We start from the raw sequence: 14,252 nt of genomic DNA, 5'->3' as shown, positions 1-14,252 counted from the left end.
GGACCCACTCCGTCGCCGACGATCGGAGACCCTGTGTCCTCTGGCTGGCAGCCCTCCCGCGAGCCGGCGCCCGCGCGCCTGCTCATCGAGCGCGCGCATGAGGAGCTCGTCGCGGGCAACATCGACGATGGCCGTCTGCAGAGCGTGCGCTCATCCGTGCGGGAGTCGTGGGAGCGGTCGTGGCGGCAGCGCGTCGGCGCCGAGGGTCTGCCCCCGCTCGACTTCACCACCGACGCTCTCGACGCCTACCGTCTCGCGCACCCCCTCGCCGGCGCGATGGACACCATCCGATCACTGCTGCTGCCGGGATCCGCCGACGATTCGGGCGTCATCATCGCGGTCGGTGACCACGCGGGGCGGCTGCTGTGGGTGGAAGGGGATCTGAATCAGCGGATCCTGTCCGGTGAGATGGGCTTCGTGGAGGGCGCGAACTGGTCGGAGCGAGCGGTCGGCACCTCCGCCCCGGGCACCGCGCTCGAACTCGGCGCCTCGGTGCAGATCCACGGGGCCGAGCACTACAACCGTCTCGTGCAGCCGTGGTCATGCACCGCTGCACCCGTGTTCGATCCGGAGGACCGGCGCATCCTCGGGGTGATCGATGTGACCGGCGGCGCCGAGGCCGCGAGCCCGCAGGCGCGCATGCTGGTCGACGCCACCGCCCGCGCCGTCGAGGCCGAGTTGCTCGTGGCACGGCTGCGAGCCCGCGCCGAGCCGGTGGCCCCCGTCGCGCCGGCCCCGCGGCGGCGTCCGATTCCCGAGCGCGCCGCCCTGCGCGTGCTGGGCCGTGATCGGGCCAGGCTCGAGGTGTTCAGCGACGACGGCGAGCGCTCGGTCGAGCTCAGCGCGCGGCACGCCGAGATCGTGCTGCTACTGGCCGTGCACAGGCAGGGGCTGTCCGCCGAGCGTCTCGCCGAGCTCGTGTACGGCGAAGGATCCTCGGCCGATACCCTGCGCCCGGAGATGGTCCGCTTGCGCAGGGCGCTCGAGCGGATCTGGGCCGCGCTTGTTCCCGAGTCGCGTCCGTACCGGCTGACCGTGCCGCTGGAGACCGACGCCCAGGACGTGCTGTCGCTGCTCGACAGGGGTGCGCACCGGGTGGCGCTTTCGGCGTACCGCGGCCCCGTGCTTCCGGATTCGGCGGCGCCGGGCGTGGAGGAGTATCGCGACTCTGTGCGTTCGATCCTGCGCGAGACCATGCGCACCGAGGCCAGCATCGACGTACTGCTGTCGTACGCCGAGATCCCCGAGGGATCCGAGGACGCCGAGATCCTGCGCCTCTGCCTGGAGTTGCTGCCCGCGCGCTCGCCGAAGCGCGCGGGTCTCGTCAGCCGCATCGAGCGCCTCGAGCAGGGCTGACGCCGCCGTTCCCGGCGTTTCGTCTCGCTCGCCTCCGGCGTGCTCGCTCAACGACCCCCGGGGTGCAACCCGATGCAACGTGACGCATCCGGGCGCAACGTGCACGCGCCTACCGTCGAGGCACACATCAACCCGCGCGGCATCGGAGCCGCGGTACGTCGAAGGAGACGCGATGACCATCATCGAGGAGAGCGTGTCGACCGCCTATGCGGCACCCGGGCAGCCGGGCGCGCTCGCGAACTACCGCCCGCGCTACGGGCACTACATTGGCGGCGAGTTCGTCGAGCCCGTCAAGGGCCAGTACTTCGAGAACATCAGCCCGGTCAACGGCAAGCCGTTCACGGAGGTGGGCCGAGGCACCAGTGAGGACATCGACCGCGCCGTCGACGTCGCCTGGAAGGCGTTCGCGAGCTGGGGCAAGACGAGCCCCACGGAGCGCGCCAACGTCCTGAACAGGATCGCCGACCGCATCGAGCAGAACCTCGAGATCATCGCGATCGCCGAGACGTGGGAGAACGGCAAGCCGATCCGCGAGACGCTCGCCGCCGACATCCCGCTCGCCGTCGACCACTTCCGCTACTTCGCCGGCGTGCTGCGCGCCCAGGAGGGCGGCATCAGCCAGCTCGACGAGAACACGGTGGCGTACCACTTCCACGAGCCGCTCGGCGTGGTCGGCCAGATCATCCCGTGGAACTTCCCGCTGCTGATGGCCACGTGGAAGCTCGCCCCGGCGCTCGCCGCGGGCAACTGCGTCGTCATCAAGCCGGCCGAGCAGACGCCCGCATCGATCCTGTTCCTGTTCGAGATCATCGGCGACCTGCTCCCGGGCGGCGTCGTGAACATCGTCAATGGCTTCGGCATCGAGGCGGGTGCACCGCTCGCTCAGCACAAGCGGATCCGCAAGGTCGCCTTCACCGGCGAGACCACGACCGGGCGCCTGATCATGCAGTACGCGTCGCAGAACCTCATCCCGGTGACCCTCGAGCTCGGGGGCAAGAGCCCCAACGTCTTCTTCGAGGACGTCGCGAGTTCCACCGCCGACCCGTACTACGAGAAGGCGCTCGAGGGCTTCACGATGTTCGCCCTGAACCAGGGCGAGGTCTGCACCTGCCCGTCCCGCGCCCTCATCCAGCGCTCGATCTACGACGGATTCCTCTCTGACGGGCTCGAGCGGGTGAAGAAGGTCGTGCAGGGCAACCCGCTGGATCTCACCACGATGATCGGCGCGCAGGCGTCGAACGATCAGCTCGAGAAGATCCTCAGCTACATCGACATCGGCAAGCAGGGCGGTGCGCGCCTGCTCACCGGGGGCGAGCGTGTCGACCTCGGTGGCGACCTCAGCGAGGGCTACTACGTCGCCCCGACCGTGTTCGAGGGCACCAACGACATGCGGATCTTCCAGGAGGAGATCTTCGGGCCGGTGCTGTCGGTGACGAGCTTCGCCGACTTCGACGACGCGATCTCGATCGCGAACGACACGCTCTACGGCCTCGGCGCCGGTGTGTGGAGCCGCAGTGGCGACATCGCCTACCGGGCCGGCCGGGCGATCGAGGCCGGCCGCGTCTGGACGAACACGTACCACCAGTACCCGGCGCACGCGGCGTTCGGCGGGTACAAGCAGTCGGGCGTCGGCCGCGAGAACCACAAGATGATGCTCGACCACTACCAGCAGACGAAGAACCTCCTCGTCTCGTACGCGGAGGGCCCGATGGGCTTCTTCTGATCCGGATACCCACCACCGGTCGTTGAGCGAGGACGCCGAAGGCGACCGAGACGAAACGCGGGCAGCTCGACAGGGCGCCGCGTTTCGTCTCGCGAAGACCCGCGCTGAGCGAGCGTAGCGAGTCGAAGCGTCGCTCAACGGCCGAGGGGGCGACACAAGAGAGGAGCGGGCGATGCCCGAGTTCCATCGCGTCGCCGTCTCGGCGGAGGCGGCGACGCTGCTGCGCGAACTGACGGCGCAGCACGGTCCGCTGATGTTCCACCAGTCCGGCGGCTGCTGCGACGGCTCCGCGCCCATGTGCTATCCGGTGGGGATGTTCCTGATCGGATCCGGCGACGTGCTGCTCGGTGATCTCGACGTCGGCCTCGACGATTCCGTGCCGGTCTACATGTCCGCGTCGCAGTTCGAGTACTGGAAGTACATGCACCTCACGATCGACGTCGTGGACGGACGCGGATCCGGATTCAGCGTCGAGGCGCCGACCGGCAAACGGTTCCTGACCCGCTCGCGGATGCTCGATCAGGCTGAGCTGGAGCACTTCGCCTTGGCCTGATCCGGCGCATCACCCCGGCCAGGAAGATCTCCTGACCAGGTTACGTCTCGGCGTCGGAACTCCCGCGAATCGCCGACCCATGCCTACAATCGGGTGTCCCGTGCGCCGTGAACCCTGACGGCCATGGATGTTGCGGCCGCGCTGAAGCGCGGTCTCGGAACCGATACAGAGGTGTATATGTCATTCCACAGCACTCGAGGCCGTCTCGGCCTCGCCATCGGCGCGCTCGGCGCCACGGCCCTCGTTCTCGCGGGCTGTGCGACGAGCAGCACGGGCGGCGGGGGTTCGACCGGGGGATCCTCCGGCAGCACGATCACCGTCGGCACGACCGACAAGATCACGTACCTCGATCCGGCCGGCTCGTACGACAACGGGTCGTTCGCGGTGATGAACCAGGTCTACCCGTTCCTGATGAACAGCAAATACGGCACCGCGGAGGTCACCCCCGACATCGCCGAGTCTGCGGAGTTCACCTCGCCGACCGAGTACACGGTGAAGCTCAAGAAGGGTCTGAAGTTCGCCAACGGCGACCCGCTGACCTCGGCGTCCGTGAAGTTCTCCTTCGACCGCATGGTCAAGATCAACGATCCCAACGGGCCGGCTGTGCTCCTCGGCAACCTGGCCAGTACCGCGGCGCCGGACGCGACCACGGTCGTCTTCACGCTGAAGAACGGCAACGATCAGATCTGGCCGCTCATCCTCTCCAGCCCGGCCGCGCCCATCGTCGACGAGAAGGTCTTCTCGGCCGACAAGGTCACCGACGACGACACCATCGTCAAGGGCAAGGCCTTCGCCGGTCAGTACGAGATCACCGACTACAAGAAGAACCAGCTCATCTCCTACAAGCCGTACGCCGGCTATCAGGGCGAGCTCGGCAAGGCCGCCAACAGCCAGGTCAACGTCAAGTACTTCGCCGACGCGTCGAACCTGAAGCTCGCGATCGGCAACGGCGACGTCGACGTGGCGTTCCGCAGTCTGTCGGCCACCGACACCGCGGACCTGGGCAAGAACAAGAAGGTCAAGCTGGTCGAGGGCCCCGGCGGCGAGATCCGCTACGTCGTCTTCAACTTCAACACGCAGCCGTTCGGTGCGACGACCCCCGAGGCCGACCCGGCCAAGGCTCAGGCCGTGCGCCAGGCGGCGGCCGACCTCGTCGACCGCGAGGCGATCGCGAAGGACGTCTACAAGGACACGTACAGCCCGCTGTACTCGTTCGTCGCCGACGGCATGGCCGGCGCGACCCAGCCGCTGAAGTCGATGTACGGCGACGGCAACGGCGGCCCCTCGCTGGACAAGGCGAAGAAGGTCCTCGCCGACGCGGGCATCACCGGTCCGGTCACGCTGAACCTGCAGTACAACGGCGACCACTACGGCCCGTCCTCGGGTGACGAGTACGCCGCGATCAAGGCGCAGCTCGAGCAGGGCGGTCTGTTCACCGTCAACCTGCAGAGCACCGAGTGGACGCAGTACTCCAAGGACCGCACGGCCGATGTGTACCCGGCCTACCAGCTCGGCTGGTTCCCGGACTACTCCGACGCCGACAACTACCTGTCGCCGTTCTTCACGACGGACAACTTCCTGAAGAACCACTACGACAACACCGCGGTCAACGACCTCATCGTGAAGTCGCAGACCGAGACCGACAAGGACAAGCGCATGGCCGACCTGGCGCAGGTGCAGGACATGGTCGCGAAGGACCTGTCCACCCTGCCGCTGCTGCAGGGCAAGCAGGTCGCCGTCGTCGGCAAGGACGTGAACGGCACCACGCTCGACGCGTCGTTCAAGTTCCGCTACGCACCGCTGACGAAGTAGCGCACCCTCAGACGGGGCATCGCCGCACTCGCGACGGTGCCCCGTCCTCGTTCCAGGGCGCAGATCCGGTCCCTAACCTCGACAGGCTCGACTCCCCGTCACGGGGTCCTGATCCGCCCGACTCCGGTTCGCAGTGAAGCGACCGGATCCGCTCCACCCTCACGAAGGTTCCCCATGGCCGTTGATGTCCTCGCCGCAGATCCCGTGGCGACGCGTCCCAAGTCCTCCGGAGGAGGACTGTGGCGCTACATCCTGATCCGCCTCGTGCTGATCATCCCCACCGTCCTCATCCTGGTCACCCTGGTCTTCTTCCTGATGCGGGTCACCGGCGATCCGATCACCGCGGCCCTCGGCGGTCGCCTGCCTCCCGACCAGCTCGCCGCGCGTGTGCACCAGGCCGGCTACGACCGGCCGGTCCTGATCCAGTACTTCGAGTACCTCGGCAACATCCTGCGCGGGGACTTCGGCACGACGATCACCGACGGCCAGAAGGTCACCACGGTGCTGCTGACCTACGGATCCGCCACGCTCGAGCTCGCGATCTACGCGCTCATCGTCGCGTTCGCGGTGTCGATCCCGCTCGGCCTCGTCGCGGCGCACCGCCGCGACAAGTGGCAGGACGCATCTCTGCGCATCATGGCGATCCTCGCCTACGCCACGCCGATCTTCTTCGTCGGCCTGCTGCTGAAGCTCGTCTTCTCGGTCTGGCTGGGCTGGATGCCGGTCTCCGGGCGCGCGAGCACGCAGACCGAGCTGCTGATGAGCGGCGTGAGCACGCCGACCGGGATCTACCTGCTCGACGCCATCCGGCTGGGCAACGGTCCCGCGATCCTCGACGTGCTGTGGCATGCGATCCTGCCGGCCCTCGCCCTCGGCCTGCTCACCGCCGGCATCTTCCTGCGGCTCATCCGCACCAACGTGATCGGAACGCTCGGCCAGCAGTACGTCACCTCCGGTCGCTCCCGCGGCGTGAGCGAGTACCGTCTGGTCACCAAGCACGCGTTCCGGCCGGCACTGATCCCGATCATCACCGTGATGGGCCTGCAGATCGCACTGCTCCTCGCCGGCGCCATCCTCACCGAGACGACGTTCGAGTGGAAGGGCATCGGCTTCATGCTGAGCGAGTACCTCAAGGCGCGCGACTTCGTGGCCGTGCAGGGCATCGTCGTCATGATCGCGGTGATCGTCGCCGTCACCAACTTCGTCGTCGACATCGTCGCCGCCATGATCGACCCGCGGGTGAGGTACTGAGATGAACGTCGACAACACCCCCGACCCCGTGATCGACCGCGACCTCCCGACCCCGAAGACAGAGGTGCTCGCCACACAGGCGCCGCGCAAGCGCCGCTGGCGCGAGCGGATCCCCGTGGTCTCGCAGCTGCGCCAGAGCGTGGGCCTGCAACGCGGCATGCTGGTGACCGGTCTCGTCATCACCGGCATCTTCGTGCTGGTCGCGATCCTGGCGCCCCTCATCGCCCCGTACTCATGGGCGCAGCAGTCCGTGAACGGGGTGAAGTTCGGCACGCAGCAGCCGCCGAGCGCCACCAACCTTCTCGGCACCACCGTCAGCGGCTTCGATGTCTTCTCCCGGGTGATCTGGGGATCCCAGACCGCACTGCTGGTGATCCTCGCCGCGATCGCCTGCTCGATCTTCATCGGCATCGCGCTGGGCCTGGTGTCGGGCTACTTCGGCGGCTGGCTCGATCGCACGCTCGTCGTGATCGCCGATGCGATCTACGCGTTCCCGTCGCTGCTGCTCGCCATCGTGATGTCGATCGTGATCAGCCACGGGCAGTCGAACCTGTGGTCGGGCATCATGGCCACGGCCCTGTCGATCACCGTGGTGTTCGTGCCGCAGTACTTCCGCGTGATCCGCGCCGAGGTGGTGCGCGTACGGGCCGAGCCGTTCGTCGAGTCGGCGAGAGTCATCGGCGTGCCGACCGGGCGGATCCTGACACGCCACGTGCTGCGCAACTCCACGCGCTCGCTGCCGGTCGTGATCACGCTGAACGCCTCCGAGGCGCTGCTGACCCTCGCCGGGCTCGGCTTCCTCGGCTTCGGCATCGAGGCGACCTCGGCCGCGGAGTGGGGCTACGACCTCAACCGCGCCATCGCGGACGTCACCAGCGGCATCTGGTGGACGTCCATCTTCCCCGGCCTCGCGATCGTGCTGGTGGTGCTCGGCATCACCCTCGTCGGCGAGAGCCTCAACGACCTGAGCGATCCGCGACTGCGCACCCGCCGTCGCGCGGGAGGTGCGGCATGACCGGCACGACCATGAACACCGGCCTGCCCGATGTGGCAGAACTCCGCGGTCTCAAGGTGCGCTTCGCGACTGACGCCGAGCCCGTCGACGCGGTCAAGGGCATCGACATCCAGGCGCACGCCGGTGAGGTGCTCGCCATCGTCGGCGAATCCGGATCCGGCAAGACCGTCACCGCCAACGCGCTGCTCGGCCTGCTGCCAGAGACCGCGACGATGTCGGGCGCCGTCATCGTGCGCGGGCGCGGCGGCGAGACCGACGTCGTGCACGCCTCGGCGGCGAAGCTGCGCGCCATGCGCGGGCGCGACGCCGCGATGGTCTTCCAGGAGCCGTCCACGGCGCTGAACCCCGTCTACACCGTGGGCTGGCAGATCGCCGAGGGACTGCGCGCGCATCACGACGGCCGGCTCTCCAAGAAGGAGGCGCGGGCGAAGGCGATCGAGATCCTCCGCAAGGTGGGCATCCCGGATCCGGATCAGCGCGTGGACGAGTTCCCGCACCAGTTCTCCGGCGGGCAGAAGCAGCGCATCGTGATCGCGATGGCCCTCGTGCTGAACGCCGGGCTCATCATCGCCGACGAGCCCACCACCGCCCTCGACGTCACGGTGCAGGCCGAGATCCTCGAGCTGCTCCGCGCCTGCCGCGACGAATTCGGTGCGACGATCGTGCTCATCACCCACAACATGGGCGTCGTCGCCGACCTCGCCGACCGTGTGGTGGTGATGCTGCGCGGCGACATCGTGGAGCAGGCCCCGGTGCGGGAGCTCTTCGCCAACCCGCAGCAGGAGTACACGCGCGAACTGCTCGCCGCGGTGCCGCACGTCGGCCAGGGCAAGTCGATGCTGGAGGCGGCGGCGGTGACCAGCCCGGCCTCCGGCGTCGCGGACGAGGCCCCGGAAGGCAGCCTGATCGTCGCGCGGGCGTGTGAGATCGGCTATCCCGGACGGTTCGGCCGCGGCGGCGTCGTGGCGGTCAAGGGCGTCGACTTCCACGTCGGCCCCGGCGAGGTCGTCGGCCTGGTCGGCGAGTCCGGATCAGGCAAGACCACGATCGGCCGCGCCGTCGTCGGCCTCACCACGGTCGTCGGCGGGTCGCTGCGCGTGCTCGGCCAGGAGATGAACGGCGTCAAGCAGCGTCAACTGGCCCCGCTCCGCCCCGAAATCGGGTTCGTGTTCCAGGATCCGGCAACCAGCTTCAATCCGCTGCTGTCGATCGCCGAGTGCATCGCGGAGCCGCTCGTCGTGCACGGCAGGGCGTCGAGCGTCGCCGCCGCGCGTGCGCGCGTGGACGAGTTGCTCGATGCGGTGCGGCTGCCGACCAGCTTCGGCGACCGCTTCCCGCATGAGCTCAGCGGTGGCCAGCGTCAGCGTGCCTCGCTCGCTCGCGCTCTGGCCCTGGACCCGAAGCTGCTCATCGCGGACGAGCCCACCAGCGCCCTGGACGTCTCGGTGCAGGCGAAGGTGCTCGACCTGTTCGTACAGCTGCAGGCCGAGCTCGGCTTCGCGTCGCTGTTCATCAGTCACGACCTCGCCGTGATCGACGCCGTCTCCGACCGCATCATCGTGCTGCGGCAGGGACGGATCCAGGAGCAGGGCACGACCGCGCAGGTGCTGAACGATCCGTCGAACTCCTACACGAGGGAGCTGCTCGCGGCCCTTCCCGTGCCGGATCCGGTGGAGCAGGCCGAGCGCCGCGCTCTCTGGCAGGCGGTGCGCCGCGGCGCCTGAGGGCCAGACCCCTCACGGGGTCGTTGAGCGAGCACCGGCGCAGCCGGAGCGAGTCGAAACGGGGTCATCTCGAAAGGGCACCGCGTTTCGTCTCGCTCAGCCTTCGGCCGTGCTCGCTCAACGACCGGAGAAGGGAGTGGGTCCCGTTCAGCGGCCCACCACGAGAAGGGCGATGACGCCGAGCGCGCCCATGAAGATCACCGGCACGCCCAGCACCACGCCGAACACGATCGCGAGCGTCACCCACGGTCCTCGCCGGCGCAGACGCTGGCCTGATGGCGCCACGCCGGGCGGCGGCGGGGTGAGCAGGTCCACGGGCGCCGCGAAGGGCAGCGCGTGCCCGGCGGTCGGCCCCGGGGACGGCGAAACCACGCCGACGGCGTCGGCGGAGCTCGCCAGGGCAGGAGCGGTCGCGTCCGCGGGAGCGCCCAGCCGCAGCCGGTCGTCGCGCCAGCGCTCCCACTGGTCGAGCTTGCCGAGCACGGCGGCGACGGCACCGAACAGCCAGCCCCAGCTGTTCGGATCCAGGGTCGACACGGGGCGCTGCGTGTACAGGAACAGCCAGTCGTCGACGATCTCCACGTCGAGCAGGGCCGCGCTGTCCATGAACCGAACCATCACGTCGGGCGTGAACAGGTACAGCGCATCGGTCTCGTAGCCGGCCGGGCAGTACAGCGTGAAGTAGCGGTCGAAGTCGCCCTCGAGCGAGAGCCGCTGATGCTTGTCGAACGAGGCGGGCAGGTTGCTGCCGAGCGCGTTGTTGCCGAGCGCGTCCAGCACGATGTGCGGGAGGGGCACGTCGAGCTTGACCGCGATGTATCCCCACTGGTGCGTGTGGGCGTCCTTGCCCGAGCCGGTGGTGTACCGGTAGTTGCCGAACTCGACGAACCTCGGCTGCGTGCCGCGCACCGCGTCGGTCGTCGCACGCCCCGAGCCGTGCCCGAAGATCATGCCGGGAAGGGGCGGATCCGCGATCGTCCCGATGCACGACATGCCGTTCGCCGCGGCGAAGCAGGCGATGCGGTACTGAGCGACCCGTCGATCGCGGTGGGCCCTGGCGATGAGGAGCCAGGCGCCGGTGCCCATCCCCCCGATCAGGACGAGCATGCCGAACCCGCCGATCGCAGCGCCCGCGCTCCCACCCGCGCCGTGGCCCACCGCGGAGCCGATCGTGAGGCCGATGCCCATCGCGATCACGAACATGATCGGAACGACGAGGAGCGCCATCACGACCGCGGCGATCACGATTCCGACGATCGTGCCGCCCGACGTGGGGTGCTGCGCGCGCTGCTGCCGCGCGAACGCGGCGACGGCGCCGGAATCGACCGGGTCGGTCAGTGGCCGGGGATCGAAGTATCCCGGGGGCAGTGGGGTGCTCACGCCCCCACGCTAGCCCGAACCGCCGCGGGATCCGCGGGGTCCTCGCCGAGGGGCCGGTGCCCGGATCAGTGCCCGAACAGGAGCACCCGGAACACGAACCACGCCACGGCGATGATGCCGAACATGAGCACCGACACCCAGGGGAACGCGCGCTTGAGCCGGCGCCCGCCGGAAGCGACGCCCGGGGGCGGCGACCAGGGCTGGCCCGGATCCGCCGGCGTGGGTGCGGCGAAGCCGGTGGCGTCGGCGCTCGGGGCAGCGGCGCCGGCGAGGAATCCGAGCGGGGCGACCGGCACGCCAGGGGCCGTGGCCGGCACCGGGGACGCGGACGGGGCGGCCGTGGAGCCGGCGCCGACGGCTCCCGCCGCGCGCAACCGGTCGTCGCGCCAGCGCGCCCACTGCTGCAGCTTGGTGATGACGGCCCCCACGGTGCCGAACAGCTGCGCCCAGGCCGCGGGATCCAGGGTCGTCACCTCTGTCTTCTGGGCGTACAGGAACAGCCAGTCGTCGACGATCTCGATGTCGAAGGAGGCGGCGTTGTCGATGAGGCGCGCCATGACGTCAGGTGTGAACAGATACAGCGCGTCGCGCTCATAGCCCTCGGGGCAGTACAGCGCGAAGTACTGATCGAAGTCGCCCTCGAGGGACAGACGCTGATGCCTGCCGTAGGACGCGGGCAGGTTCGAGCCGAGGAAACCGTTGTTCGCGAGCGAATCGAGCACGATGTTCGGCAGCGGCACGTCGAGTCGGATGGCGACGTAGCCCCAATGGTGGGTCTCGGCTTCCTTGCCGGATCCGGTCGTGTACTGATAGTTCGCGAACTCGACGAAGCGGGGTGTCGTGCCTCGCACCAGGTCACGGGACGCCCGCGCATGGCCCAGGCCGAAGATCATGCCGGGAAGCTGCGGATCGGCGAGCTCAGGGAGGTAGCTCATGCCGTTTGCCGCCGCGAATGCGGCGAGGCGATAGGCCCGAATCCTCCGGCCGCGCACCCAGAACACGACGCCCACCGTGATGACCGCCGCGACGACCAGGAGCAAGAGGGGGGTGACGATGACGCTGACGCCGACTCCCAAGGAGGTGCTCAGCATCGCACCGAAGATGCTGCCCGCGACGCCGAGGATGAAGACGATGGCGATGCCGCCGAAGACCATGCCGATGATCTGGGGCGCGCTCGCTCCGGAGCCTCCGGCGGGCGCCGAACGGGCGAACGCGGCCAGCGCGGCGCGGTCGATCGGCGCGGTGAGCGGGGTGGCATCGAAAGGATACGAGCCCGCTGGTCGGTTCGTCGGCACGGTCACGCGTCCACGCTAACCCCGATGGCTCGCATCCTGGCCGGACCGCGGCGGGCGTTCAACGGTTCAGCTCGTCGGCGTCCCACTGCAGGTCCGCGCCCTCGGCGAGAGGCAGGGCCTCGATCCGCTCGTCCGCGCACAGCGCGGCGACGAGAGCGGCGGATCCGGCGACGACCGTGGAGTCGAAGTCGATCTCGCTGACCAGGATCCAGGCGCGGTCCGCCGGCCAGATCAGGCTCGGGTGCTGCGCCATCGGTGCGACGCCGCGTTCGTCGAGCCCGGTCCCTGAGCCTGTCGAAGGGTCGCGCCAGGGGACGAACGCCACCCAGTCCGGATCCGCGAACGCGCGCGGCGGCGCGGCGAACAGCACGTGCTCGCGCTGCGGGAGCTCGAGGTGCGCGCTCTCGGAGATCTCGCGGGGCAGGATCCCGTCGTGCCACACCGCCTTCTGGTACGGGTTGTTGAACGGGTCGTGGATGCTCTCGGCCAGCAGCGCCGCGTGCGCTTCGGCGGCGTCGCCGGTGGCCGTCAGAAACACGCGCCCGGCGGGACCGTAGCCACCGAGCAGGCCGCCCCAGCCCGCCCAGACGCCCGCGATCCCGTCGTCCGGCGTCGTGGTGTGCGCGACCAGGTGCTCGGCGACATGAGCCAGGATCGCGGGCGGCAGATCGCCCTCGATCGGCGCGCTGAATTGCCGCCCGTCGGGGGAGCGCCGGCCGCGCCAGTCCTCGCCCTCCGGCGTGCGCACGATCCGGTTCCACTGTGCGAGCGGGTGCAGCACCGTGCCGAAGGCTGCGGCCGTGTCCGCCCAGGTGACGACCTCGTCCCGCAACGACGCGACGGTGCGGTCGAACTCGTCGTCCGACATCGCGCGCAGCTCGTCGCTCGTCGGCACGACGCCGCCACCGAGGAGGCTCCGCACCGACGCCGGATGGAAGATCCTGGCGTACGCCTCGAACCCGTGCGGCACGACGCCGTGCATCGTCGTGAAGCCGGGATCCAGACGATCCCGGATCCAGTTGCCGACCTCGACGTCGTTCTCCCATCGCATGCCGCCAGGCTATCGTCGCGGCGCGCATCCACCGATGTGGGTTTTGGAGATGAAGAACAACGCGGACTTTGACATGGGACCGGTCACAGTATGTTTCCGCAAGGGATGCGGAACGTGACGGGCGGATCCGCTATTTTGCTCGATGCCGGAATATCACGGGCACCCGACCCGTGAGCCGGTCGTCGCGCGCCCGCTGGGGGCCGTGCGGCATCCAATGGGGAAGGAAACCTGCATGCCCGAATTCGTCGTGCCCGAAACGGACAGCGTCCATCGCGGCCTCAGCCGTCGCACCGTGGTGAAGACCGCCGCGTGGTCGGTACCGGTCATCGCCATGGCCGTCGCCGCCCCGGTGGCCGTGGCCTCGACCGCGCCTGCTCCCTGCGCGGCGCTGCCGGTGGGGTCGTTCACCGTCGTCGGCGGGAACCTGGTGTCCGACGGTCGGGTCGGCACATCGCCGACATCAGATGGACTGTTCGGAACCGGTTGGACTCCGCCCAAGGCGCCGGTCCAGGACCCGCAGACGGGGCTCTGGTCTCAGACCGACTCCGCGGTCGCTCCGACGCCGGCCAGCTGGTGGTCGGGCGGCGGCGACCCGCAGAACAGCGTCGGGTTCCTGTCGCTCGACGATAACGACAACCGTGACGGCGCAGACCAGACGCCCTCCGTCATCACCGCGAACTACGCCGTCGATGTGAAGGCGGGCATCGCGTACTCGTTCACGATGCCGGTCTATGCCTCGGCGGACTACCTCGGACCGCAGTACTTGGACATCTCGGTGGCCGGCGCCGGCGCGAACATGCCAGGAGTCGTGCAGGGGTACTACGGAAACCCGGCGATCGCGGTCGTTCCCAACGGCCTCGTCGGCTACACCCACTTCGGCAGCGCGCAGACGCCCGCGACGACCTTCACGCCCAGCTCGGACGGCACTGTCCTGTTCACCTACACCTTCACGCTCCCGTACGTCACCGGAGGATCGCGCCAGAACGCCGACCTCTTCGTGACGTCGCCCGCACTCAGTTCCTGCGCCTGACGGCCGGGGCGAGGSGGGGTCTTCCCCGCCTCGCCCATCGACCGCACAGCCGGACCGGTTCG

At 69.1% G+C, this 14,252-nt stretch carries 11 protein-coding genes; 8 read left to right on the top strand and 3 right to left on the bottom strand.

Annotation, left to right across the window (positions count from 1 at the left end):
• Nucleotides 1-33 precede the first annotated feature (33 nt).
• The 7 genes from AB4078_RS06800 (at nucleotide 34) to AB4078_RS06770 (ending at nucleotide 9,434) form a co-directional block, all read left to right on the top strand.
• Entirely contained in the window at nucleotides 34-1,356 is a 1,323-nt protein-coding gene (locus tag AB4078_RS06800) for a GAF domain-containing protein (RefSeq protein WP_441976489.1), read from the top strand.
• A gap of 172 nt (nucleotides 1,357-1,528) precedes the next feature.
• Nucleotides 1,529-3,079, top strand: a complete 1,551-nt coding sequence (gene exaC, locus AB4078_RS06795) for an acetaldehyde dehydrogenase ExaC (RefSeq protein WP_441976488.1) — start codon at nucleotides 1,529-1,531, stop codon at nucleotides 3,077-3,079.
• Nucleotides 3,080-3,251: 172 nt separating this feature from the next.
• On the top strand, nucleotides 3,252-3,632 hold the full coding sequence (locus AB4078_RS06790; RefSeq protein ID WP_441976487.1) for a DUF779 domain-containing protein: 381 nt from the start codon (nucleotides 3,252-3,254) through the stop codon (nucleotides 3,630-3,632).
• 177 nt (nucleotides 3,633-3,809) lie between these two features.
• Nucleotides 3,810-5,444, top strand: coding sequence for an ABC transporter substrate-binding protein (locus AB4078_RS06785; protein ID WP_441976486.1), 1,635 nt, complete (start codon nucleotides 3,810-3,812; stop codon nucleotides 5,442-5,444).
• 174 nt (nucleotides 5,445-5,618) lie between these two features.
• A complete protein-coding gene (locus tag AB4078_RS06780) occupies nucleotides 5,619-6,695 on the top strand; it encodes an ABC transporter permease (protein WP_441976485.1) in 1,077 nt (358 codons plus the stop codon).
• A gap of 1 nt (nucleotide 6,696) precedes the next feature.
• On the top strand, nucleotides 6,697-7,710 hold the full coding sequence (locus AB4078_RS06775) for an ABC transporter permease (protein ID WP_441976484.1): 1,014 nt from the start codon (nucleotides 6,697-6,699) through the stop codon (nucleotides 7,708-7,710).
• Complete coding sequence (locus AB4078_RS06770) at nucleotides 7,707-9,434, top strand: dipeptide ABC transporter ATP-binding protein (protein ID WP_440732694.1); 1,728 nt, start codon at nucleotides 7,707-7,709, stop codon at nucleotides 9,432-9,434. Before AB4078_RS06775 ends, AB4078_RS06770 begins: the two co-directional genes overlap by 4 nt.
• A gap of 147 nt (nucleotides 9,435-9,581) precedes the next feature.
• On the opposite strand, the gene AB4078_RS06765 is transcribed toward AB4078_RS06770, so the two are convergent.
• The 3 genes from AB4078_RS06765 to AB4078_RS06755 form a co-directional block, all read right to left on the bottom strand.
• On the bottom strand, nucleotides 9,582-10,814 hold the full coding sequence (locus AB4078_RS06765) for a hypothetical protein (RefSeq protein ID WP_441976483.1): 1,233 nt from the start codon (nucleotides 10,812-10,814) through the stop codon (nucleotides 9,582-9,584).
• Between the two features lie 65 nt (nucleotides 10,815-10,879).
• Nucleotides 10,880-12,115: a hypothetical protein gene (locus tag AB4078_RS06760; protein WP_441976482.1), complete on the bottom strand. Its 1,236-nt coding sequence runs from the start codon at nucleotides 12,113-12,115 to the stop codon at nucleotides 10,880-10,882.
• 52 nt (nucleotides 12,116-12,167) lie between these two features.
• The gene (locus AB4078_RS06755; protein ID WP_441976481.1) at nucleotides 12,168-13,160 is read right to left on the bottom strand and encodes a hypothetical protein; all 993 of its coding nucleotides are present in this window, start codon (nucleotides 13,158-13,160) and stop codon (nucleotides 12,168-12,170) included.
• A 232-nt stretch (nucleotides 13,161-13,392) separates the two neighbouring features.
• On the opposite strand from AB4078_RS06755, the gene AB4078_RS06750 reads away from it, so the two are divergent.
• Nucleotides 13,393-14,190, top strand: a complete 798-nt coding sequence (locus AB4078_RS06750) for a hypothetical protein (RefSeq protein WP_441976480.1) — start codon at nucleotides 13,393-13,395, stop codon at nucleotides 14,188-14,190.
• The last annotated feature ends 62 nt before the right edge of the window (nucleotides 14,191-14,252 follow it).

The organism is Microbacterium sp. 2MCAF23 (assembly GCF_052115565.1).
Lineage (GTDB): Bacteria > Actinomycetota > Actinomycetes > Actinomycetales > Microbacteriaceae > Microbacterium.
This window is presented reverse-complemented; position numbering and strand designations above follow the sequence as displayed.